General features: G+C 67.8%; 21 protein-coding genes. 15 read left to right on the forward strand and 6 right to left on the reverse strand.

The window, feature by feature from the left end:
- Positions 1-559: 559 nt before the first annotated feature.
- A complete protein-coding gene (locus ACFFGN_RS34250; protein WP_380056802.1) occupies positions 560-1,450 on the reverse strand; it encodes a DUF1444 domain-containing protein in 891 nt (296 codons plus the stop codon).
- 246 nt (positions 1,451-1,696) lie between these two features.
- Between ACFFGN_RS34250 and ACFFGN_RS34255 the strand changes: the two genes are divergently transcribed.
- The 9 genes from ACFFGN_RS34255 (at position 1,697) to ACFFGN_RS34295 (ending at position 7,260) form a co-directional block, all read left to right on the forward strand.
- Positions 1,697-2,269, forward strand: coding sequence for an acyl-CoA thioesterase (locus ACFFGN_RS34255; RefSeq protein ID WP_380056804.1), 573 nt, complete (start codon positions 1,697-1,699; stop codon positions 2,267-2,269).
- Between the two features lie 64 nt (positions 2,270-2,333).
- Positions 2,334-2,519, forward strand: coding sequence for a hypothetical protein (locus tag ACFFGN_RS34260; protein WP_380056806.1), 186 nt, complete (start codon positions 2,334-2,336; stop codon positions 2,517-2,519).
- A gap of 142 nt (positions 2,520-2,661) precedes the next feature.
- Entirely contained in the window at positions 2,662-2,889 is a 228-nt protein-coding gene (locus tag ACFFGN_RS34265) for an ion channel (protein WP_380056808.1), read from the forward strand.
- A 68-nt stretch (positions 2,890-2,957) separates the two neighbouring features.
- The gene (locus ACFFGN_RS34270; protein WP_380056810.1) at positions 2,958-3,464 is read left to right on the forward strand and encodes a MarR family winged helix-turn-helix transcriptional regulator; all 507 of its coding nucleotides are present in this window, start codon (positions 2,958-2,960) and stop codon (positions 3,462-3,464) included.
- A gap of 43 nt (positions 3,465-3,507) precedes the next feature.
- A complete protein-coding gene (locus ACFFGN_RS34275) occupies positions 3,508-4,770 on the forward strand; it encodes a glycoside hydrolase family 3 N-terminal domain-containing protein (RefSeq protein WP_380056812.1) in 1,263 nt (420 codons plus the stop codon).
- On the forward strand, positions 4,767-5,105 hold the full coding sequence (locus ACFFGN_RS34280; RefSeq protein ID WP_380056814.1) for a YidH family protein: 339 nt from the start codon (positions 4,767-4,769) through the stop codon (positions 5,103-5,105). Before ACFFGN_RS34275 ends, ACFFGN_RS34280 begins: the two co-directional genes overlap by 4 nt.
- Before the next feature lie 73 nt (positions 5,106-5,178).
- Positions 5,179-5,487, forward strand: a complete 309-nt coding sequence (locus ACFFGN_RS34285; RefSeq protein WP_380056817.1) for a DUF202 domain-containing protein — start codon at positions 5,179-5,181, stop codon at positions 5,485-5,487.
- A 138-nt stretch (positions 5,488-5,625) separates the two neighbouring features.
- A complete protein-coding gene (locus tag ACFFGN_RS34290) occupies positions 5,626-6,258 on the forward strand; it encodes a DUF47 domain-containing protein (RefSeq protein WP_380056819.1) in 633 nt (210 codons plus the stop codon).
- Positions 6,259-6,261: 3 nt separating this feature from the next.
- The gene (locus ACFFGN_RS34295) at positions 6,262-7,260 is read left to right on the forward strand and encodes an inorganic phosphate transporter (RefSeq protein ID WP_380056821.1); all 999 of its coding nucleotides are present in this window, start codon (positions 6,262-6,264) and stop codon (positions 7,258-7,260) included.
- Between the two features lie 107 nt (positions 7,261-7,367).
- Here ACFFGN_RS34295 and ACFFGN_RS34300 read toward each other — a convergent pair whose 3' ends face one another.
- Both ACFFGN_RS34300 and ACFFGN_RS34305 read right to left on the reverse strand, forming a co-directional pair.
- The gene (locus tag ACFFGN_RS34300) at positions 7,368-8,099 is read right to left on the reverse strand and encodes a hypothetical protein (protein WP_380056824.1); all 732 of its coding nucleotides are present in this window, start codon (positions 8,097-8,099) and stop codon (positions 7,368-7,370) included.
- Positions 8,096-9,412, reverse strand: coding sequence for a right-handed parallel beta-helix repeat-containing protein (locus ACFFGN_RS34305; protein ID WP_380056826.1), 1,317 nt, complete (start codon positions 9,410-9,412; stop codon positions 8,096-8,098). Before ACFFGN_RS34305 ends, ACFFGN_RS34300 begins: the two co-directional genes overlap by 4 nt.
- Between ACFFGN_RS34305 and ACFFGN_RS34310 the strand changes: the two genes are divergently transcribed.
- Positions 9,411-10,565, forward strand: coding sequence for a Dyp-type peroxidase (locus tag ACFFGN_RS34310; protein ID WP_380056829.1), 1,155 nt, complete (start codon positions 9,411-9,413; stop codon positions 10,563-10,565). The genes ACFFGN_RS34305 and ACFFGN_RS34310 overlap by 2 nt on opposite strands.
- Before the next feature lie 127 nt (positions 10,566-10,692).
- Here the strand turns inward: ACFFGN_RS34310 and ACFFGN_RS34315 are convergent, their stop codons facing one another.
- Positions 10,693-15,120 (reverse strand): SdrD B-like domain-containing protein, encoded by a 4,428-nt coding sequence (locus tag ACFFGN_RS34315; protein WP_380056832.1) that lies wholly within the window; start codon positions 15,118-15,120, stop codon positions 10,693-10,695.
- 645 nt (positions 15,121-15,765) lie between these two features.
- Positions 15,766-16,515: a lysophospholipid acyltransferase family protein gene (locus ACFFGN_RS34320; protein ID WP_380056834.1), complete on the reverse strand. Its 750-nt coding sequence runs from the start codon at positions 16,513-16,515 to the stop codon at positions 15,766-15,768.
- Positions 16,516-16,789: 274 nt separating this feature from the next.
- On the opposite strand from ACFFGN_RS34320, the gene thiC reads away from it, so the two are divergent.
- The 4 genes from thiC (at position 16,790) to ACFFGN_RS34340 (ending at position 20,601) form a co-directional block, all read left to right on the forward strand.
- Complete coding sequence (thiC, locus tag ACFFGN_RS34325) at positions 16,790-18,421, forward strand: phosphomethylpyrimidine synthase ThiC (protein WP_380056836.1); 1,632 nt, start codon at positions 16,790-16,792, stop codon at positions 18,419-18,421.
- Positions 18,422-18,634: 213 nt separating this feature from the next.
- A complete protein-coding gene (locus ACFFGN_RS34330) occupies positions 18,635-19,243 on the forward strand; it encodes a transposase (protein ID WP_380056839.1) in 609 nt (202 codons plus the stop codon).
- A 54-nt stretch (positions 19,244-19,297) separates the two neighbouring features.
- Positions 19,298-19,858: a hypothetical protein gene (locus ACFFGN_RS34335; protein WP_380056842.1), complete on the forward strand. Its 561-nt coding sequence runs from the start codon at positions 19,298-19,300 to the stop codon at positions 19,856-19,858.
- Positions 19,855-20,601 (forward strand): 2-phosphosulfolactate phosphatase, encoded by a 747-nt coding sequence (locus tag ACFFGN_RS34340; protein WP_380056844.1) that lies wholly within the window; start codon positions 19,855-19,857, stop codon positions 20,599-20,601. The genes ACFFGN_RS34335 and ACFFGN_RS34340 overlap by 4 nt, the downstream gene beginning before the upstream one ends.
- Before the next feature lie 27 nt (positions 20,602-20,628).
- Here the strand turns inward: ACFFGN_RS34340 and ACFFGN_RS34345 are convergent, their stop codons facing one another.
- On the reverse strand, positions 20,629-21,486 hold the full coding sequence (locus ACFFGN_RS34345) for an RDD family protein (RefSeq protein WP_380056847.1): 858 nt from the start codon (positions 21,484-21,486) through the stop codon (positions 20,629-20,631).
- Positions 21,487-21,585: 99 nt separating this feature from the next.
- Here ACFFGN_RS34345 and ACFFGN_RS34350 point away from each other — a divergent pair, with 99 nt between their 5' ends.
- Positions 21,586-22,020: a DUF2752 domain-containing protein gene (locus tag ACFFGN_RS34350; protein WP_380056850.1), complete on the forward strand. Its 435-nt coding sequence runs from the start codon at positions 21,586-21,588 to the stop codon at positions 22,018-22,020.
- Positions 22,021-22,081: the final 61 nt, after the last annotated feature.

Below are 22,081 nucleotides of genomic sequence, written 5' to 3' on the forward strand. Positions count from 1 at the left end.
GGCGGCGTCAAGACCTCCAACGCCACGGTCTACCTGATCGACTCCGTGCTGATGCCGGCGTCCTGACCGACGCGCCAACCCCTCCCGCCGTACGGGAGGACCCGCTAGGGCGCCGACGTACGACGCCATAGCCGAACCACCTGATCGGGCGGCACTCCACCGGGGTGCCGCCCGATCGCGATCCCCGGCCGAAGCGATAACGGCCATGCTCTGCCTCCTCTATTCGTGGATCAACGCGCAGATCGAACCGCGCCGGGGGAAGCGGGCGGGCGAACGGCGCGGGGTGAGCCGAGCGAGGTAGCGGGCGGGGTGAAGCCGGTTGGCTGACCTGGGGTTGTAGCCAGCCACCGGTCCGGGAACGTCCCCTCCGTCCGAAGGGTCCTTCCAGTCAGCGGCTCGCCGCGAAGCGCCGTACAACCCGGTCCCGCAATACCACCGGCCCGCAATACCGCCCGGCGCCGCACGACCGCCTGGCGCCGCCCAACCCGTTCGCGTTCCGCGCGGACTGACCGGCTGTTCTGGGTCTGCCGGCGTGGCTGCGTCGACTGGTTCGAGGGTGTTATTCCAGGAGGGGGTGGATGGTTTGCAGGACTTGGGGGCTCAGGTCGGGGCGGAGGGTGGTGCCGTCGGTGTCGGTGAGGCGCTCCCAGTCGTTGTCGTGCACGAAGTAGACGTGTGGGCTGATTGGGCCGGGGTGGTTCGTGTAGGCATCGACGGCGAGGGTGCTCATGAGGGCCAGTGCCGCGACCAGGCTTTCGTCGCGGATGACGTGCAGCAGCAGACGATCTCGCGTGGGGATCGAGGCGAGCACGCCGTACGACGGGTTTTCGGTGAACAAGGTCTCGCGGAGCACTGTGTCGAGCACGAGTGCGCGGGAGGCGGCGAAGGGGGAATCGCCGATTTGCGCGACGACGGCGTCGTCGAACATCAGGTACTCCACGGTGTCGGTTAGGCGGCGCAGGTTCGCAAGGCCTGCGGTGAGCACCTCGCTTTTGCTCATGCCGAGGCGGTCTGGTTCGAGATGCAGGGCGATGGCGCCGTCGACTTGGGTCGCGGCCATCATGTGCACGCCAGGCAGGAACTGCGGCAGCTGGTCACACCAGTCGGCCGGAATGTTCTGCGCTGTGACAAGGCGCAGGTAGACCTCGCCCAGCGGATTCGCCGGTGGCAGTGGGGGATGGCCCACCCAGCGCACGAGTCGGTCGAAATGATCCTCGACGAGCTCCTGCCAGTGCTGCGATGGCTGCCCAGCGACGGACCGGGCCAGATTTGTCAGGCCGGCCACCGCGCCGTCGGCGGTGATCAACGCGCCGGCGCCGTCGTACCGCACGCGCAGCCCGCGCGTCGCGGCAGCCGCCTGCGCAAGTCGCACCAGGCGCTCGGCCGCCGCTCTGGACAGCGGCGCGAGCACCGGATCCAGTGATGTTGTCGAACTTCCCTTGGAGAACATGATGTCCACCTCCTCTTGGCAGGGAAGGTACGAGCGCGGATGCCCGAATTCGGGTCGAGTTCAGCCGCTGTGGATAACCGCCGTCGCGGCAAATGCGGCTTCTTGCGGTCAGGAGACGCGCGGATTGGGTTGCTGGAGGTGGGGTGGTTGGAGCGCGTGGGGCGGCACGTATCGTGCGGCGTGGTGGTGGTTGAAGGTGGGCCGGCATCGATGGTGGTGGGTTGCGGGGGACTGGAAGGAATGTGGATGTCTGAGGTTTTGGAGCCGCGGCCTACGTCGGCGGCCCGGTTGTCGTTGTCGCATATCACCGCTCAGAACGAGACGAACCTGGTCGGCACGGTGCACGGCGGCGTGATCATGACGCTGGTGGACTCGGTCGCGGGCGTGGTGGCCGCGCGGCATTCGGAGGGGCCGGCGGTGACGGTTTCGATGGATGAGATGACATTTCTGGTGCCGGTTCGGGTCGGGGATGTGGTGCATTTCAGCGCGCAGGTGAACTGGACCGGGTCGAGTTCGATGGAGGTGGGCGTCCGGATCACGGCGGATCGATGGGATTCGGTGACGCCGCAGGTGCATGTGGCTACGGCCTACCTGGTGTTCGTCGCGGTGGACGCTGAAGGTAAACCGCGGCGGGTGCCGCCGGTTCTGCCGGAGACCGAGAACGATCGCCGGCGTCATCGCGAGGCCGAAATCCGCCGTGAGCACCGGCTGGCCCGCCGCGCCGCGATCGTCGCCTCCCGCGCCCAGGAAGCCACCAGCACTCCGGAGACGCCCAGCACTCCGGAGACGGCCGGCGCCGTAGGCACCGTGAGCGCCTAGAAGTGCCTTCCGGCGCCGCAGTTGTGCGGGGTGTGGGGGCGTTGGGTGGGCAGGGTCCGCTGGCATGCTGATTGTCTCTAGTGCGCGTAGGCATCCATCGGCGGTTCTGCTGGTGGTGCAGCTTCTCGGAGTGCTGGTTTATCCGGCCATGGCGACCAGCGGCAGTGGTATCGGGCGGGTGGCGTTCGAAATCCTCGGCATCATCGTGCTCACGCTGGCGGTGTTCTCGGTCTGGCGACACCTGGATTGACCTGGGTCAGCGTCTGCCTCGGCCTTCCAGCCGTAGTGCTGTCGTTGATACGCCGCTTACAGCCTCTTGCGGTACATGCTGTCCGACCACGACGTCAGTACGGACGAGCTGTTCGCCACATCCGACCGCCGATCGCACCTGGATGGAGCTGCTGTTCCTCAGCTTCACCACTCTGTCGAGTACGTGGCTCAGCGACGTCGTACCGGTCAGCCCGTACGGACGATCCGTGGTGATGCTGGAACAGCTTGCAGGCTTGGGCTACGTCGCCATGGTGGTCTCCCGTCTCGTCTGCCTCACCCTGACCAGACGCGCCATCGAAAGAAGTAACAAGCCAAAGACCGGCGAAGTGGCCCGTGTCCGAGGTTCCTGACCACCTCAATCACTCAAGGATCCTCGGACACGGGCCACTAGGTGTCGATAAGTGGTTAGGCTTCGGGGATGGCGGAACCGCGTTGGCTGGATGAGAACGAGCAGAGGGCCTGGCGTGCGTTTATCGCGGCGCAGCGGGTGATCAACGGCAAGATCGAGCAGCAGTTGCAGCGCGACTCCGGTATGCCGCATACCTACTTCGAAATCCTGGTGCGGCTTTCGGATGCTCCCGACGGGCGGTTGCGGATGAGTGAGCTCGCGCTGGCCACGCTCGGTTCGCGCAGCCGGTTGTCGCATGCGGTCGACCGGCTGGAGAAGAACGGCTGGGTTCGCCGTCAGGACGTGGAGAGCGATCGGCGTGGCCAGGAGGCGGTGCTGACCGAGAAGGGCCGCGAGGTGCTTCGGGACGCGGCACCCGGTCATGTCGAGACGGTTCGCCAGTTGGTCTTCGACGCCCTGTCGCCGGAACAGGTCGCCCAGTTGTACGACATCTGCGCCACCTTGGCCGATCATGCCGGGGGCACGTACGACAAGGCCCAGTGGGAGAACAGCCCAGGCGTCGTACCGGCGGAGTGAGGCCACCGCGACGGCTTGGAGCCGTTGGTGAGAATGTGCAGTGATGAATATCCCCGCGTGGCGTCGTCGGCCGGCCGTACCGGTCCTGCTCTTGTCCCTGGCCCTGGTAACCGCCGGATGCGCCGACAACCCCACGGCGGGTCCGTCGCCCACGCCGCCACCGCTGCAGAGTTCAAGCGGCCCAACGAGTACGACGCTGCCCAAGCCGTCCGGCCAGACCAGCACGCCGACCACCTCGACGAAGCCGACCACCCCGGGTAGCAACTGCATCCGCAAGGTGATTTCGGCCATGTCGTTGCGGGAGCAGGCCGCCCAACTGGTCATGAGCGGCGTACGCGCCACCGGCGTGCGCTCGTCTGAGCGGTCCACCCTGCGCGCCGAGCAGCCTGGCGGCGTACTGCTGATGGGCGCGGGTGGCAGCGTCGCGGAGGTCCGGGACGTTGTCCATGACGCGGTTGGTGCGGTCGGCCGGGAGTACGGCGTCCAGCCCTTGGTGGCGGCGGACCAGGAAGGCGGCAAGGTGCAACGCCTTCGCGGCAGCGGGTTCGAGCGGATCCCCTCCGCGCGGGAGCAGGGCACCTGGACCAGCGCGCGCCTGACCGCGAAAGCCGCCGCCTGGGCGCGCGAACTCGCCGGCGTCGGGGTGAACGTCGACCTGGCGCCCGTCGCGGACGTCGTACCGGCTTCAGTGGGCGACCGGAACGAGCCGATCGGGGCTCTCGACCGGAACTTCGGCAGTACGCCGGACACCGTCAGCGGGCCCGTCGCCGCCTTCGTGCGGGGGATGAGCTCGGCAGGCGTGATGACCTCGGTCAAGCACTTCCCGGGCCTCGGGCGGGTCCGCGGCAACACCGACTTCTCCGCCGGGGTGGTCGACGGCGTCACCACGCGGAACGATCCGCTGCTCAAACCGTTCGCGGCAGGTATCGCGGCCGGGACCGACATGGTGATGATCGCCACAGCCACCTACACGCGGATCGACCCGCAACAGCGGGCCGTGTTCTCCCCGATCGTGATCCGGGACCTGCTCCGTGGGGATCTCGGGTACGGCGGTGTGGTCATCTCGGACGACCTGGGGGTCGCCGCCGAGGTCAAGGCCGTCCCGGTCGGGCAGCGGGCCACCCGGTTCGTCGCCGCGGGCGGGGACATCGTGATCACGGCGGACGCCGGGCTGGTGCGGCCGATGGTGGACGCGCTGGTCGCGAAGGCCGATGCCGATCCGGTTTTCGCCCGGCAACTCGGGCAGAGCGTTCAGCGGGTGCTTGCGCTGAAGGAACGCCGTGACCTGGTCAAATGTGATCAATGACCCAACCTGAGCACGAACCCGACTACCGCTTCACGCTGGCCAACGAGCGGACCTATCTCGCGTACCTGCGTACGGCGCTGGCCTGCTACGCCGGTGGATTGTCGGCGGTTCAGTTCCTTGAGGTCGACGGGGAGCGAACGCTATCCAAGGTGATCGGCGTGGTGCTGGTACTCACCGGCATGGTCGCCACGCTCGGCGCCTGGCAGCGCTGGCGGCGGAACACGGCCGCGATGCGTCAGGATGCGCCGTTGCCGGCCAGCCGATTGCCGCTGCTGTTCGCGGTGACCCTCGGTCTCGTCGGGCTGGCCGGCCTGCTCTTCAGCCTGCTTCGATGACCACGGCAACCATCGCGTCAATGCCCGTCGGCCACGGCGGAAGGCCCACGCCCATTCAGCGCGGCACAGCGGCATGACCAGGGATCCGGGCCTGCAACCCGAGCGCACGTTGCTCGCCTGGCGCCGTACCGCGCTCGGCCTGATGGCGAACGCCGTCCTGCTGATCGCTTCCGGCGCAGGGACTTCGCCGGTGCGGCTCGGCCTCGGCATCGTGGTGGCGGTGGTCGCGCTCTGCTGCTGGGCGGCGGTCGGCGCCGTCTATCGCAACCTGCACAGGTCGTCGCAGGCACCCAACCTCGGATCGGAGCGGGTACTGCGGCTCGCGGCCGGAATCGTGCTCATGGTGGGCCTTTTCGATCTGTACGCGGTAGTAACACGCTGAGACGGCGCTGTCACGCTTAAGTCGGTCTCAGGCGGGGAATTCAACCACCCGGAGTAATTTGACCGGGCAGATGCATCGTCAGGGGTCAGTTGCCCCTAGCATGTTCCTGGCTTGTCCCTCGTTCATCCGGAGTTTGAAGTGCCGTTACGTCTGCGTCCGAACGACCCGACGTTCTACGATCTCTTCGCCGAATCCGCGAACCATCTGGTTGATGGTTCCCGGATCCTCGCCGATCTGCTGGACACCAGCGCGGGCTCCGGCCTCGACGCCAGCGGTGAGATCGCCCGCCAGATGAAGGATGCCGAACACGCGGCTGATGAGACCACCCACGCGATCATCAAACGGGTGAACTCGACCTTCGTCACGCCGTTCGACCGCGAGGACATCTATCGCCTCGCGTCGGACCTCGACGATGTCATGGACTACATGGAAGAGGCGGTCGACTCGATCCACCTCTTCGGCCTCGAGAACCTGCCGGCCGAGGTGGCCGAGCAGATCGAGGTGCTGCAGCGGGCCGCCTCGCTCACCGCCGAGACGATGCCGCGGCTGCGCACGATGAAGGACCTGGCGGAGTACTGGATCGAGATCAACCGGCTGGAGAACACCGGTGACCAGGTCCACCGCCGCATCATCGCGAAGCTGTTCAGCGGCGAGTTCGACGCGCTGACCGTGATGAAGGTCAAGTCCGTGGTCGATCTGTTCGAGGCCGCCATCGACGCGTTCGAGCACGTCGCGAACACGGTCGAGCAGATCGCCGTCAAGGAGAGCTGACGGGTGGAGCTCGCACTCGTCGTGGCGGTCATCGTGATCGCCCTGGCGTTCGACTACACGAACGGCTTCCACGACGCGGCCAACGCGATCGCCACCTCGGTGTCGACCCGGGCGCTGACGCCGCGGGTCGCGCTGATCATGGCCGCGGTGGCGAACTTCGCCGGTGGCATCGTCGGTACCGGCGTCGCCGCCACGGTCGGCAAGGGCATCATCACCGCCCCGACCGGTACGCACGGCCTGGTGATCGTGTTGTCGGCGCTGATCGGCGCCATCGTCTGGAACCTGATCACCTGGTACTACGGCCTGCCGTCCTCGTCCTCGCACGCGCTGATCGGTGGTCTGACCGGCGCGGGTATCGCCTCGTCCAGCACCGTGCTGTGGCAGGGCATCCTGGACAAGGTCGTCATCCCGATGGTGGTGTCACCGCTGGTCGGTTTCCTCGGCGCCTTCGTGCTGATGACCGCCATTCTGTGGTTCTTCCGGCGGCGGAACCCCGGCCGGGTCACCCGCGGCTTCCGGATCGCGCAGTCGGTCTCTGCGGCGGCGATGGCTTTCGGGCACGGTCTGCAGGACGCGCAGAAGACCATGGGCGTCATCTTCCTGGCGCTGCTGACCGCCGGACATGTCCGGCCCGAGGACCCGATCCCGCTGTGGGTCGTGCTCGCGGCAGCCGGCGCGATCTCGCTCGGCACGTACTCGGGTGGCTGGCGGATCATGCGCACGCTGGGCCGTCGCATCATCGCCCTCGACCCGCCGCGCGGATTCGCCGCGGAGGCCACCGCTGCCTCGGTGCTGTACGTGATGGCGATCGCGCTGCACGCCCCGGTCTCGACCACCCACACCATCACCACGTCGATCATGGGCGCGGGCGCCACCAAGCGCGTCTCGGCCGTTCGCTGGGGTGTTGCCCGCGGCATCGTCACCGCCTGGGTGCTGACGATCCCGGCGGCAGGTGCGGTGGCCGCGGTCACCTATTTCATCGCACACCTGTTCTTGGAGTAATACCCAGTTCATCCCGGCACCGCCGCGCCACGTCCGTACGACGACGTGCCGCGGCGGCGCCGGCATGGACGACGAACCAGCCGCCGGATCGACGCAGTACGCGACAGCTAACCGGACCGCGGGACCGCCGACGGGGTGGGAAGAGCAGGCAACGGCGGGATGGCCATCGCCGTGGTGTCGGTCAGTTGGACCGTGACCGGTTCGATGCTGCCGACGAGGGCGGCATCGAACCGGTGGAGCCGGCCGGTCGCATCCACGTAGTACTTCAGCTTGCTCTCCCGGCCCCCTTCGGCTGGTCCGGTGAAGATGTCCAACGACTGTCCGCCGGTCGTCGTCGTACCGACCCAGCGTGCGCCGTTCTGCCTTAGCAGCAACGGGTTCTCCGGACGGTCGGCCGCCAGGTTGAGAACCAGCGCCAGCGCCACGTCCAAGCTCGACCGGCTGGCCTGCAGCGGGCGAACCCGCCATCCGTCCGCCGGTGCTCGCCCGGGCAGCCCGGCCACCGCGCCGGTCCGGATCGCCAGCGAACCCAGGCTCCACTTGATCAGGCCGGTACCGGCCGTCGGCGAACTGATCCGGGCATAACCAAGGTGCCCACCCCAGTCGACCCGGCCGTCCAACTCGAACCGCGGGTCGCCCGGAACGGTCATCCGGAACGCGGCCCACCGCCGGTCGTAGTTGTTGAACCGGACGACCGCGAGCCGCTCGGCCTCGGCCACGCTGACCGGCCTCGAAGCCGGCGCCGGCTCCGGTTCGGCCGCACGGCCACAGCCGGCCAGCCCGAGGCACACCAGCAAGCAGGCCAGAATCGCCGCCACCCCACGGTTCGATCTGCTCATCGCGCTCGCACCCGTTCCGCGAACAGCGTGGCCGCAGGCACCGGCAACCGCAGCCAGTCCGGCGTCTGGGCCGCCGGCCTGCCCAGCTCCCCTTCCGGCATCCCGGGCTGCCGCGGTGGCGTCCCCACCGCGCGGAACGAGATTCCCGCCGGTTCGACCACCGGTGGCATCCGCACACCAGCCCGCGCCACGGCCGCCGTACCTGCGGAGCACCGCCACTGCGACACCAGCCCGGCCGGCAGCGTTCGCCAGGATCCGGCCGTCTCCAAGCAGTTCCCCACCCCCGGCGCCCGCTTGGTCGCCGTATAGGCCAGATCGAGCGCGTTGCCCTCGGCAACGTTGCCGGTCAGCCGGTTCCGGATCGGCGCGATGTCCTCCGACGACCCGATCGCGATGCCGGCGGCCGGGTGGGCCGTGACACGGTTGTTGCGAACCTGATTCCGCTGCCCCCCGGCGACTCCGATGCCGACCCCGAATGCGCCGTCGGCCTGCGCGGGAGTCTTCGGCTCGCTGTTGGCCGTCACCAGGTTGCCGGCGATAACGGCGTCCTGCTGCGGCACAAACGCCTCCTGGTAGTCCGAAAGAATCGTCAGCCCGACCCGGTTGTGGGAGAAGCGGTTCCGCACGACGTACACCTCCTGGCTCGCGTTGGCCTGTTCGTAGCCGACGGCGTTGAACTCGCCGACGTTGTCGCGGACCACGATCCGGCAAGGCTTGCACTGGCCGACGTAGAACCCGGAGTCGGCGTGGCCGGAGGCGTAGCTCTGCTCGATCACGCCGTCGAAGGCGTCGAAGGCGTAGACGCCGTACAGACCGTTGTTCGCCGCGGTGACGTATCGCACCGCGAAGCCTTTGACCGGAGGGAACTTCGCCGGATCGAGCCGGTGGTAACCGTCGCTACCGCGTGCCAGCCCGCCACTGTCGTCTCGCATCCCCGTCACCAGTACGCCGTTGAGGTTGTGACCGCGGACGGTCAGGTTCTCGACGACCACCCGATCGGCGGTGACCACGATGCCGTTGCTGCGCAGACCTTCACCATCGATGACGACGGAGTTGCGATCTGTGCCGCGCACGGTGACGCCGGCCTTGTCGACCTGAACCGATTCGCGATACACGCCTGGCGACACCAGAACCGTGTCGCCAGGCCGTGCCGCGGCGAGGGCATCGCCGATGGTCGCGGCCCGGCCGGGGACCTCGATCGTCACCGGGCCGCCGCCCTCGGGCTCTCCCGGCGACGCACACGATGCCATCACCAGCCCCAGCACGACACCGGTTGCCGTCAGGCGGACCAGGTCTCTATACGATCTCGGCATGGAGCTCCCATCACAGAGTGAAGTTGATCGATTACTCAGCCGACGGCTGTTGCTCGCCGGTGGATTGGCCGCCGGCGCCGCCGGCTGTTCGGTCGACCGAACTCAGGTGGCCGCTCCGGTTGACCACCCCGGTACGGCGACCGTCGCGGCCGCAGGCAGACATCAGGCCGGTATCGCGTCGCCGCCCGATCAGCAGGCGCACGTGACGATCCGGATCGCCGACCTGACCAGCCGGCCCGGCCTCGCCACGACGCTGGCCCGACTCGGCCGGCGAATCCTGTCGCTGACAGCGGGCACCGATGCGCACCTGGCCGGCCTCCCGGTCAGCCGCCTGACGGTGACCGTCGGCCTCGGACCAGCCGTCGTCCGCGATCTGCTCGGGCCGGCCGCGCCCGGCGCCCAGGACTTGCCACGCTTCGGCCGCGAGGAGATTCCCGCTGAGCACCGCGGCGGCGATCTGCTCATCCAGATCTGTGCCGACGATCCCGCGATCGCCACACTCGCCGACCAGAGCATCGCCGCCGTCCTTGGGACGGCCGCGACCACCCGATGGCAGTCCAACGGTGTCCGCGGTTTCGTCGACGCTTCCGGCGCGCGGAACCTGCTCGGCTTCTACGACGGCGTCAACGTTCCGCGCACCCAGCCGGAGCTCGATCACGACGTCTGGCTCGACGGCCCGGCGGCCGTCCGCGGCGGTACGATCGCCGTCGTCCGGCTGATTCGGCTGGATATCGACCGATTCACCCGGCAGCCCGTCGTCGCTCAGGAACGGGCCATCGGCCGCCGTCGCTCGGACGGTGCGCCACTGTCCGGTGGCACCATTGGGACCGCCCCCGACCTGAATGCCAAAACCGACGACGGTCGTTATCTGATTCCGGTCGACGCTCATGTGCGCCGGGCACATCCGCTGCCGAGTGGCGCGGACGGCTTGATGCTGCGCCGCAGCTACTCCTATGCCCACGGGGCCGGCGACCAGGGCCTGATCTTCATCTCGTTCCAGCGGACTCTGCGGACGTTCATCCGCACCCAGCAGCGGCTGGACGAGCAGGACGCGCTGATGGCCTTCGCCACCACGACGGCCTCCGGGACGTTCCTCATCCTGCCGGGCTTCGACAGCACCCATTCGCTCGGTTCCACTCTCTTCTCGCGCTGACCACTCCCGCCATCGTGCGTCCAGGCGGACGCACGACCGCGGCAGTGGCCGTGACCACGGCGGCTCGGTCTTGGCCGGGACGTCCTCGTCCCGGCCAAGTCGCCGCGGTCACGGCCGGCTCACAACATCACTCCTGGAGTGACTCCCCTGCCCGGCGACGAGCCAGCAGCAGCGCCACCGCTCCCGCGAGGAGCAGCAGGAGACCCAGCCCGGCCAGCGGCCACGTCACCGACGTGCCCGTGTCGGCGAGGTCGTCGTCTCCAGGCACTGTCGCCACCGTGCACACGCCGGCATCCACCGTGCGGACGGAACGGTGACCCGGCCCGACCTTCACCGCGGCGGTCCTCATCGTGTCCCGGTGAGCGTCGGAGTCGACCGAATCGTCGTCCCCGGCGTCCACCTTCGTGAGGCCACAGTCGGTGTACTGGCCGGACAGGTCGCCCAGGTCGAACTCCACCCGGTAGCTGCCGTCCCGCAGACCGCTGAACAGGTACTCACCCTCCTTGTCCGTCACGCGGCAGTCGGGCAGTCCGTCACGGTCGGCATCGACCGGCCGGCCCGAGCTGTCGAGCAGGCAGACCCGGACCTTGGGCAGCCCTGGCTCACCGTCGTCCTGGATGCCGTCCCGGTCCTTGTCGACCCAGACCCGATCACCGAGCTGGTTGCCGACGCAGACGCCGGCGTCGAGGGTGAGATCGGCCCGGCGGCCCACTCCGAGCTTGGTCACCGGCGTGGTCTTCGACAGCAGGTCGGCATCGGAGTCGACCTTGTCGTCGTTCCCCGCGTCGGCCACCGTCAGTCCACAGCGCCGGTACGGCAGCGCGATCTTGGAGATGTTGAACCGCACCTTGTACTCGCCGTCCGGCAGGTTGTCGAACAGGTACCGGCCGTCGCGAGCCGTGGTCACACAGTCACGCTTGCCATCGCCGTTCAGGTCGACCGACTCGCCTTCCTTGTCGAGCAGGCAGACCCGGACACCGCTGACGCCCTTCTCCTTCGGGTCCTGAACGCCGTCACCGTCGGAATCGATCCACACGTAGTCACCGAGCTTGTTCGTCGCGACGACCACACCGGCGTCGATCGACAGGTCCTTCGGGTTGGTGCCGGGGTCCAGCGTGAAGACCGGAGTGGTCCCGATCTTCGGGTCCTCCCGCGGCGTGTTCACATTTGAGTCCTTCGCCCGATCCGTTCCGGCCCGCGGCTTGGTGAAGTCGTCATCGCCACTCGCCGGCAGTGTGAACCGGACGATGTACTGCTTGCACGGCACACCCGTGAACAGGTACTTGCCGTCGGTACCAGTGGTCGCGGCCGGCACCACCGAGCCGTCCGGTCGCTTCGCGGGCGATCCGTCCGGGTTCAGCAGCTCGACCTTGACGCCACCGACGCCAGGCTCGCCGGCATCTTGTACGCCGTCGCGATCGCGGTCACGCCAGACGAAGTCACCGGTGGCGCACTCCGGCTGAACCGTCACGCCGGCATCGATCGTCAGATCCTGCTGGTTCGACTCCGGGTTCAGCGTGAAGACCGGCGTGGTCCCGATCTTCGGGTTGTCCTGCGCCGGCTTCGGGTTCGAGTCGACGGCACGATCCGTACCGGCCAACGGCTTGGTGAACCCGTCCTTGGTGCCGTCCGGCAACGTGAACCGGACGATGTACTGCTGGCACGGCAGGCTTCCGAAGGCGTACTTGCCGTCGTCGCCGGTCGTCGTCGCCGGTACGGCGGAGCCGTCGGCACCCTTCGCGGGCGTGCCGTCCGGGTTCAGCAGCTCGACCTTCACGCCACTGACCGCGGGCTCACCCTCGTCCTGGACGCCATCGCGATCCAGGTCACGCCAGACGTAGTCACCCATGGCGCACAGCTGCTGGGTCACCACCCCGGCGTCGATGGTGACGTCCGACGGGTTGTCGCCGGACACCGTGAACGGCGCGGTGTCAGCGGTCAGCGGGTCGAGCAACGAGGGAGTCGGGTTCGAGTCCTTCGCGCTGTCGTCGCCGGACTCCACGGTGGTGAAGGAGTAGCCCGAGCCGGCCGGCAGGACGAACCTGACGATGTACTCGGCGCACGGCACCTGGGCGAATCGGTAGGCGCCGTCGGCACCAGTGGTTGCCTCGGGCACCGGTTGACCGTCGGCTCCGGTGGCCGGGGTGCCGTCGGGGTTGCGCAGGCTCACCTTGACGCCTTCGACACCGGCTTCGCCATCGTCTTGGACGCCATCGCGATCCGCGTCCAGCCAGACGAAGTCGCCGACCGAGCAGAGCGCGGTGAGGCCGGCGTCGATGGTGTGGTCACTCTCGCCGTTCACCGTTGGTGCGGTGACCTTGGCCGATCCCTCACATCCCCGTGCGCCGCTGCCCGGCGTCACGTCGGAGTCGATCGTTGTGTCGTCACCGGCATCCGCCTGGGTGAACACCAAGGTGCTCGCGTCGGGCGTGCCGGGAACCTTCGAGGTGTCAGCCGAACAGGCGTTGAACTTCACCGTGTACTTCGCACCCGGCGTGATCTGCTCGGACCGCCCGATACCACCGAAGTAGTACTCGCACTTGGCATCCGTCGTGGTCGAACCAACGGTCGCGCCCGAAGCGTCGACCAGCGAGACACCGGTACCTGGCAGGCAGGCCTCGCCGGGGCCCTGCGTGCCGTCCTTGTTCTGGTCGAACCAGACCCGGTTGCCGATCTGGATGGGCGCTAGATCGGCCAGCACCTCCAGATCACCGAGACCACCGGACTTACCGAGGCCGTTGGTGCTGTTGTAGCGATTGTCATCCGTACCGCGATAGGCGATCTCCAGACCGCGGCCGCGGCCGTCGTTGCCGGCCCCCTTGCCGTTCACCCGGTCGAACCAGCTGACACCAGCGCTGTAGACATGGATCGGGTCGAAGACCGTCGAAGCGATGTCCGGCTGCTGTTTCGCGTAGGCCAGACCACCGAGCGCGGTCTCCTGATGCGGCGAATCCTTGTTCCAGAACTCACCAGGGAAGAACTCGCGGACCGTCTCCGCCTGGTTACCGCTGTTGGCCGGGGTGGCGTTGTTCCGGCACTCGAAGACGTACGCGTCGCCCTCCTTACAGGCGCGGTAGATATCGCCACCACTGACCGCGTCGATCCAGCGGTAGTCACCTTCCACCGGGCTGAAGGCGTTGGCGCCGTATTGGTCGGCGAAACGATCCCGGAAGCCCAGGATCATCGACCCGTCCCGGTCGAAGGCGATGTCCGACAGCATCGGCGACGGGTATACCACGTTGCCGACCGGCGGTGTCTTCTCGCCACCCCACTTCTCCGGCGAGAAGGTGGAAAGCCAGGGGTTCCAGTGCGAGATGACGTCCGGCCGCGCGTTGCCGGTCTGCGGCATGCCACGCTCGAAGTCCAGTGGCGTGACCAGCTTCTGGGTGAACGACGTACCGTTCGCCGAGGCGTACACGACCGCCTTCAGGTCCGCACGGGCTCCGGTCGTCTCGGCCGAGCAGACCCCGCCGACGTACAACTGACCGTCTTGGTAGCCGAGGCCGAACGGACGCCAGTCCACCGCGGCCTTGCAGTCCGGCGCGGGGATGGGCGTCGTGCTGGTCTGGGTGGCCGACTCGCCGGTCGCGTCGAACGTCACCAAGCTCTTGGTGGCGAGATTGACCGCGTACAGCGTCTTGCCGTCCTCGGAGATCTCGAGGTCACCGAGACCCTCCTTGCCGGGTGCGTCCAGCATCCCGGCGTCCTTGTTGATGTTCGCGGTGTCGTGGGCCGTGCCACCGACGCCGGGAACCGTCGCGAACAGCTTCGGCGCCGACGAACCGTCCGCGGGCACAACGTAGATCGCGCCCTGGCCACCCGGGCCGTACAGCGTGTGCCGCTTGGTCAGCGCGCCGACGAAGATCCGCTTGCGGGCCTTGTCGAACGCGACACCATACGTCGCGCCGATCTGGGCCTGGGTTGCCAGCGTTTTGGGAGCTGCCTGGTCACGAGAGTTGTACGGGAAGGTGACCAGCGCGCGGTCGTCCGTCGCACGCTCCGGGTTGGCCTGGATGGGCAGCACGAGTCCAGGGTTCTCCTGGGCATAGTCGGCCGGGTTCCAGACTCCCATCGTGACGGTGCTGGTCGCGCCGTCTGCGACGTTGACGAACTCGGTGAGGCTGGCCAGATCGCCGTGAGCCGGCGCCGGCAGTAGGTGCTTCAGCGCGGCCGGGATCTCGGCCGAGACCCGCCAGTTGCCGGCCGCGAGATCGGCGAAGGTCGCCGTACCGTCCGCGTTGGTGTTCGTGGTGGTCGTTGCTCCGCTGTCGTTCCGGACGGTGACCGGGATGCCGGCCACGCCCTTCTCGATCGCCTCGTCGAGCGAGCCATTTCCGGTCAGCTCGTTGACCACGTTCACCGTGATCGTCGCCGCCGTCGCCCGCTGGCCGCCGGCGGCGGCCGGTTGTGCCGTTGTGGTGAAGAGTGCCGCTACTACGGCCAGTGCAGCCGTCGCACCCGCGAATCGACGGCTTCGCCGTGAGCCTGACGGTCCGCTCGAGCGGACCGCGCGCGCTGAGAACGCGCCGATCCCTGGACCCCGTGACAATCGCATGTAGACCTTCCCAGTTCAGAACCAAAGTGGTTGCCGTTCGTTCTCGCGACACGGCGCTGGGCACCGGGCCGCGAGTCCGGGTGGACACGACAGAACCGGCCGGTGGGGACCGGCCGAGGCTGACACGTCGTACCCGTCAGCTGACCCGATGGAGATAGGCCCGCCATAGAAATCAACCTGCCCCGAGACCTGGCGGGGGTCATCGGGGCTGGTTACTCGCGTTGCGGGTTCGGCCGACCGGGACTTGTCGACCGGAGCCTTCTTTCCCCACAGCCGGGGCAGAAGGTCGATCAGCATGCCAACGGAACGGAATGGAGCCCGCAGTACTGATCAACGCCGCAGAGCACGCGGAGTCACGCAACGAGCGCATACAGTTTGCGCTCAGCGCCTCGCCGCCGACCGTCCTGGGGACGATTGAGTCGCCGCGCCGCCCAATGGGCCTGCGAACCTCGACCGGACTTGCGCAGAACAATCCTCGGCATCGCGCGGCGGTGCCATGGATGGCGGCTGGCCGGCGGCGGATCACTGAGAACCAGACCGCGGCTCTTCCCGATCGCAGGGCGAAGAGCATCCGTGCAGCGGTGGCCGAGTATGAGTCCGGCTATCTGCGGGTTGACGGCTGGATCGAGTCATCCCCGCAGGGCACTAGCCTCTCTCGGTACGACGGCGGAGTTCTTCCTGGTCGAGGATCTCGGCCTGCTCGGGTGTAGGTGCGCTACCGCCGTACGACGCGGGCAGCCACCATGAGCCCGGGGGTTGCTCGATCTCGGGGTAGGCCCGGATGGTCCGGTCGAGCATGCCTGCCATCGTGGTGCGCAGGTGGGTCGTGGCCTCGGTCGGATCGTCCTCGCGGGTCACCGTGATCGGCTCGCCGACGGTGATCGCGATGGTCTTGCCGCGGGAGAAGTCGCGCGGGTGGTCCTTCGTCATGATGCGCTGTGTGCCCCACAACACCATCGGGATCACCGGCACCCCGGCGGCCGCGGCCATCCGTACGGTGCCGGTCTTGAACTCCTTCAGCTCGAACGAGCGGCTGATGGTGGCTTCGGGGAACACGCCGACCACCTCGCCCTCGCCGAGCAGGCGCAACGCCTCGCGGTACGAGGCGGAACCGGCGCCGCGGTCCACCGCGACGTGGTGCATACCGCGCATCAGCGGACCGGCGATGCGGTTGCGGAAGATGGCCTCCTTGGCCATGAACCGGACCAGCCGCTTACTCGGCTGGGCGCCGAAACCGCCGAGCACGAAATCGATATAGCTGACGTGGTTGACCGCCAGGACGGCGGCACCGGAACGCGGAATGTGCTCGGTACCGGTCATCTGGAACTTGAAGTTCAGCACCTTGAACAGGGTCTTGGCGGTAAGGACCACTGGTGGGTACACGATGTCGCGCATGACCTGACGTTACCTGCCGCGGGGAATCCCGCCACTGTCAGCGCCGTCACAGTCCGGCGACGCGCGGACACGGCTCCGGACAGCGGCGACGCGGGATACAGTCGACGGCGACAAGTTGATACGCGGGAGCTCGCACCGAAGCGGGCTGAGAGGGCGGCTGGACTGCGCGCTCTCGTCGGACGGCCAAGGCAGTACGGGCCGCCGGGCGGGAGGCGAACCGGCGCCGCCGACCGCCGAACCTGTCCGGGTAATTCCGGCGTAGGGAGCACGAATCGTGACATCAGTTCAGCAGCCTGTCCAGCCGTCCGTCACCACCGGCCCGATCTCGGGATCGAGCAAGATCTACACCGAGTACGACGGCCTCAAAGTCCCGTCGCGACGGGTCAACCTGACCAACGGCGAACACTTCGACCTGTACGACACCTCCGGGCCGTACACCGACGAGAACGCCGAGATCGACGTCCAGAAGGGCCTTCCGCCGCTGCGGGCGGACTGGGTGGCGGGCCGTCCGCGGCTCACCCAGCTTGCGCACGCGCGGGCCGGCACCATCACCGAGGAGATGCGGTACATCGCGGCCCGGGAGGGCTTCGATCCCGAGTTCGTCCGGGCGGAGGTGGCCCGCGGTCGCGCGGTCATTCCGGTGAACCACAACCATCCCGAGTCCGAACCGATGATCATCGGCAAGAAATTCCTGGTGAAGGTCAACGCCAACATCGGCAACTCCGCGGTCACCTCGTCGATCGCGGAAGAGGTGGAGAAGCTCGTCTGGGCCACTCGCTGGGGCGCCGACACGGTGATGGACCTGTCCACCGGCAAGAACATCCACGAGACGCGCGAGTGGATCCTGCGCAACTCGCCCGTGCCGATCGGCACCGTGCCGCTTTACCAGGCCCTGGAGAAGGTGAACGGCGATCCGGCCCAGCTGTCCTGGGAGGTCTATCGCGACACGGTGATCGAGCAGTGCGAGCAGGGCGTCGACTACATGACGGTGCACGCCGGCGTACTGCTGCGGTACGTGCCGCTGACCGCCCAGCGCATCACCGGGATCGTCTCGCGCGGTGGTTCGATCATGGCCGCCTGGTGTCTCGCGCATCACCAGGAATCCTTCCTGTACACGCATTTCGCCGAGCTGTGCGAGATCCTGCGCGAGTACGACGTGACCTTCTCCCTCGGCGACGGACTCCGGCCGGGGTGTATCGCCGACGCGAACGACGCGGCCCAGTTCGCCGAACTGCGCACGCTGGGCGAATTGACCAAGATCGCCTGGGAACATGACGTCCAGGTGATGATCGAAGGCCCGGGGCATGTTCCGATGCACAAGATCGCGGAGAACGTGCGGCTGGAGGAAGAGCTCTGCGGCGAAGCGCCGTTCTACACATTGGGGCCGTTGGCAACGGATGTCGCGCCGGCGTACGACCACATCACCAGCGCGATCGGCGCGGCCCAGATCGGCTGGCTCGGTACGGCGATGCTCTGCTACGTCACGCCGAAGGAACACCTCGGCCTCCCGGATCGCGACGACGTGAAAACCGGCGTGATCACGTACAAGATCGCCGCCCACGCCGCCGATCTGGCGAAGGGCCATCCGAACGCGCAAGCCTGGGACGACGCCTTGTCCCGGGCGCGGTTCGAATTCCGCTGGGAGGACCAGTTCAACCTCTCGCTGGATCCGGACACGGCCCGCTCGTACCATGACGAGACGTTGCCGGTCGAGGCGGCGAAAACCGCGCACTTCTGCTCGATGTGCGGGCCGAAGTTCTGCTCGATGCGGATCACCGCGGACATTCGCAAGTACGCCGAGGAGCGCGGACTCACCTCCACCGAGGCGATCGAGGCGGGCTTCCAGGAAATGTCCGAAACCTTCGTAGCCAACAAGTCCCAGGTCTACCTCCCCGTAGTCCAGTAGCGCTCGCACGACCACAGCCGGGGCCTCGCCGTGACAACACGGCGGGCCCCGGCCATCGTTGGTCCTAAGAGTCCGATGAACGGCGACACGCCTGGTCACAAGGGTCCGATGAACGGTGTGCACGGTGTGTCACTGGGGGGAGGTTAAGGCTCAGGGCTTCAATGACGGGGGGGAAGGTTGTAGGCTTAACGGCGGGGAATGAAGGGAGTGCGCGTGGTCTACGTGTTGACCGTTGACCAGCGGGACAGCCGGCGTACTGCTGATCTGGTGCCGGAGTTGCTCGCGCGCCTCAATGCCTCCCCACGACGGCCCGGATTGTTGCGGCGCTTCGAGCGTACCGCTGGGGACGAGGTTCAGGGAGTGTTCTCCGCGGCCGGGCCCGCGATCGACGTTGTCGTGGAGCTTCTCCGGACAGACCGGTGGAACATAGGGGTGGGCGCCGGGCCGGTGCTGGAACCGCTGCCGCGAAGTACCCGGGCCGGGCAAGGGCCTGCGTTTGTGCATGCGCGGGACGCCGTCACCAAGGCCAAGTCGAGCCCGCACCACGTGAACGTCGAGGGCAGCGATGCCCGGCAGGCGGAACAGGTCGAGACCGTGCTCTGGTTGCTGGCCTCGGTATTGCGCCGCCGGAGCCAGCGCGGCTGGGAAGTGGCTGATCTGCTGGCCGCGGGGATGTCCCGCAGCGAGGTCGGCGCGAAGCTCGGCATCAGCCAGTCGGCGGTCACACAACGGGCCCAGGCGGCGGGGATAGCCGAGGAAGTGCGTGGCAGGGCCCTGGCGACGGAGCTGCTGAGTGTGGCCGACGTGGGCGTGCCTTCCTGAGTCGTCGGTGCGGGCAGGGCAGAGTGCTGGTGTCGACAGAGGGGACAGGGGCCGATGACCGTTGTGGTGCTGGTGGTGACCGGCGTTGGCCTGGTGCTGGCCGGGTTCGCCTGGTGGCCGCGGTCGGGCTCGCCGTTCCAGGGCGCGCTGAGCGCGGCGATGCTCGCGGCGCTGGCGACGGTGGGCGGCTTGTTGCTGTTCCGCCCGGAGGGTACGGCGGACTGGAGCTGGAACGCCCGGGCGTGGTTGATCCTTGTCGCCGGGGCTCTCGCGGTGGTCGGAGGCGGCCCGCTGACGACGTCGGTGCTGGCCTTGGTCGACCGCGGATCGCTCGCCACCCAGCAAGCCGGTGAAATCCTTCGTGGGGGCGCGTTGATCGGCGCGCTCGAGCGTGGCGCGGTCTTCGCCGCACTGGTGTCGGGATGGCCCGAGGGTGTCGCGATCACCCTGGCCATCAAGGGCCTCGCGCGGTACCCGGAACTGAGCGATCCGGACCGGGCCGACCCGGACAAGCCGGACCCACGAGCCGCGCGGGCCGTCGCAGAGCGGTTCATCATCGGGACGTTCACCAGTGTGCTCTGGGCTGCCGGCTGTGCGGGCCTGCTGCTCAGATGAGTGTGTACGCCCAGCACGGGTACGCCGTTCGGTTCGACTGGGGCCTGCGCGGAGCTGAGGAATGCGCTCCCGGGTCATCGGTAGTGGCTGTGGTGGACGTGCTGTCGTTCACGACCGCGACGACCGTGGCGGTCGAACACGGCATCGACGTACTGCCCTATCGGTGGCGGGACGAGTCCGCCATCGCTTACGCGGTTGAGAACCAGGCGGAGCTTGCGGTCGGGAGGTCCCAGGCTGGGCCGGGGCAGATCAGCCTGTCGCCGGTGACGCTTCAAGCCGCACAAGGGATTCGCCGCGTCGTACTGCCGTCGCCTAACGGGTCCACCATCTCGCAGTACGTTGCTGGGCTTGGAAGCGTTGTGGTCGCCGTGTCACTTCGGAACGCTTCGGCCGCCGCGAGGTGGGTGCGGGCGCAGGAGGGCGTGGTGACGGTTATAGCCGGTGGCGAGAAGTGGCCCGGGGGAGAGTTGCGCCCAGCGGTTGAGGATCTATGGGGTGCTGGAGCGTTCTTGGCGGCGCTTGAGGCGGACGGCCTGTCTCCGGAGGCTTCAGCGGCTGTAGGGGCCTTTGAGGCGGTAGACGATGTACGAGAGGCCTTGCTCGGTAGTGCGAGTGGGCGCGAGTTGGTTGCCCTGGGCTACCAGCAGGATGTGGAGCTCGCCGCCGGGTACGACGCGACGCAGGTGGTGCCTGTACTTCGTGACGGCCGGTTCACCGACATGGCGAAGGCCCTGCCGGAGTGAGCCGACAGGGCCTTTCCAGGGATTAACTCAGGCTTCGACTACGAGGGTGTCGCAGATCTTGTCGGCCCAGGTCTGCTTCTTGACGTCCCACAACGGCCACAGGTAGCCGAGGATGCAGATGGCGGAGTCAGCCGCGTGGCAGATCTCGCGCAGGAATGCCTTACCGGCGCCGATCGGCTGGCCGGAGTTGGCGTCGACCAGCTTGATGTTCAGCACCTTCTTGCCGATGCTCTGGCCGGTCCGGCCCTGCTGGAACACGCGTGTCCACAGTGCGAGGCCGAAGGAGACCAGGAAGCCCAGCAGCAAGGCGATGAAGCCCAGGACCGGGAACTCGGCGTCCGCGCTTTCGTAGGTGCCGTCGGTGGTGGCGGCCGCCAGGGCGACGAAGAAGATGATGTAGCCGATCAGGACCGGCAGACCGGTGATGACGCTGTCGATCAAGTACGCGCCGACCCGCGGCAGGTACTCGGCGAGCTTGCCCATGCCGGCGGGACCGCCGTAGCCGTAGCCATACGGATCAGCCGGCTGCCCGCCGTACTGACCGTAGGACGGCTGGCCACCGTACGAACCGGGCTGACCCGGTTGTCCCGGCTGACCCGGGACCTGGCCGTAGCCGGGCTGGCCGTAGGGCCCACCCTGCTGAGCCGGCTGCCCGTACTGACCCGGCTGACCGAACTGACCCGGCTGACCGAACTGCCCAGGCTGACCGGGTTGTCCCGGCTGGCCGTACGGGCCCTGGTTGGGGCCGGGCTGGCCGTACTGGTTGGGCTGGCTCGGCTGGCCGTACTGCCCTGGCTGGTTGTACGGTTCCGGCTGCCCGGGCCGACCCGCGTGGTTCGGCGGGTTGTCCTGTGGATCGGAGCCAGGCGGCGTCGGAGTGCTCACGACGTTCCCTTCTTAAAGGTTGAGGAGTGGACAGCAGACTAGCCAGTACGTAGCTCAGAGCCGGAACGGCACCCGGCGGGTTACCGTAGACGAGTGTCAATGACAGCCGCCAGGATCGAGTTCCGTCCGCAAGGCCCGGTCGAGCCGCTGGACGGCCGCGTGGCCAGTGTCGCCTGGGTAGGCGTGGGTGGCCTCGCACTTGCCGCGGTGTATCAGCTGTCGGACGGCCGATTCGGCATTCCTTGTTTGCTGCACAAGCTCACCGGATTGGACTGCCCGTTGTGCGGGTCGACCCGGATGGGCGCTGCCCTGTTGCGTGGCGATCTGGCCGCGGCCTGGGACTACAACGCGGTTGTGTTGCTGCTGACACCGATCATCGGTGTTGCCGTCGGCTACCAAGTGCTGGCTTGGCTGCTGGAGCGGTCGCGGCTGGTTCGGCTGCCCAGGTTGCGCCCGAGCCGCCGGACGATCGACGTACTGATCAAGGTGGGCATCGTGGGCCTGATCCTGTTCGGCGTGCTGCGGAACTTCTGACACAGCCCTCCGACTCCACCCAGGGCCTACCGGTTCCCACCAACGGCACCGGAAACGACTG

The sequence above is a fragment of the Kribbella deserti genome (genome assembly GCF_042434725.1).
Classification (GTDB): Bacteria; Actinomycetota; Actinomycetes; order Propionibacteriales; family Kribbellaceae; genus Kribbella; species Kribbella deserti.

Coding starts and splice junctions, on each gene's coding strand:
- ACFFGN_RS34285 (WP_380056817.1), top strand. CDS start 5,179: ATGACCAGGGATCCGGGCCTGCAACCCGAGCGCACGTTGCTCGCCTGG.
- ACFFGN_RS34335 (WP_380056842.1), top strand. CDS start 19,298: ATGACCGTTGTGGTGCTGGTGGTGACCGGCGTTGGCCTGGTGCTGGCC.
- ACFFGN_RS34280 (WP_380056814.1), top strand. CDS start 4,767: ATGACCCAACCTGAGCACGAACCCGACTACCGCTTCACGCTGGCCAAC.
- ACFFGN_RS34350 (WP_380056850.1), top strand. CDS start 21,586: ATGACAGCCGCCAGGATCGAGTTCCGTCCGCAAGGCCCGGTCGAGCCG.
- ACFFGN_RS34275 (WP_380056812.1), top strand. CDS start 3,508: ATGAATATCCCCGCGTGGCGTCGTCGGCCGGCCGTACCGGTCCTGCTC.
- ACFFGN_RS34265 (WP_380056808.1), top strand. CDS start 2,662: ATGGAGCTGCTGTTCCTCAGCTTCACCACTCTGTCGAGTACGTGGCTC.
- ACFFGN_RS34260 (WP_380056806.1), top strand. CDS start 2,334: ATGCTGATTGTCTCTAGTGCGCGTAGGCATCCATCGGCGGTTCTGCTG.
- ACFFGN_RS34340 (WP_380056844.1), top strand. CDS start 19,855: ATGAGTGTGTACGCCCAGCACGGGTACGCCGTTCGGTTCGACTGGGGC.
- ACFFGN_RS34300 (WP_380056824.1), bottom strand. CDS start 8,099: ATGAGCAGATCGAACCGTGGGGTGGCGGCGATTCTGGCCTGCTTGCTG.
- ACFFGN_RS34320 (WP_380056834.1), bottom strand. CDS start 16,515: ATGCGCGACATCGTGTACCCACCAGTGGTCCTTACCGCCAAGACCCTG.
- ACFFGN_RS34305 (WP_380056826.1), bottom strand. CDS start 9,412: ATGCCGAGATCGTATAGAGACCTGGTCCGCCTGACGGCAACCGGTGTC.
- ACFFGN_RS34315 (WP_380056832.1), bottom strand. CDS start 15,120: ATGCGATTGTCACGGGGTCCAGGGATCGGCGCGTTCTCAGCGCGCGCG.
- ACFFGN_RS34250 (WP_380056802.1), bottom strand. CDS start 1,450: ATGTTCTCCAAGGGAAGTTCGACAACATCACTGGATCCGGTGCTCGCG.
- ACFFGN_RS34255 (WP_380056804.1), top strand. CDS start 1,697: ATGTCTGAGGTTTTGGAGCCGCGGCCTACGTCGGCGGCCCGGTTGTCG.
- ACFFGN_RS34270 (WP_380056810.1), top strand. CDS start 2,958: ATGGCGGAACCGCGTTGGCTGGATGAGAACGAGCAGAGGGCCTGGCGT.
- ACFFGN_RS34310 (WP_380056829.1), top strand. CDS start 9,411: ATGGAGCTCCCATCACAGAGTGAAGTTGATCGATTACTCAGCCGACGG.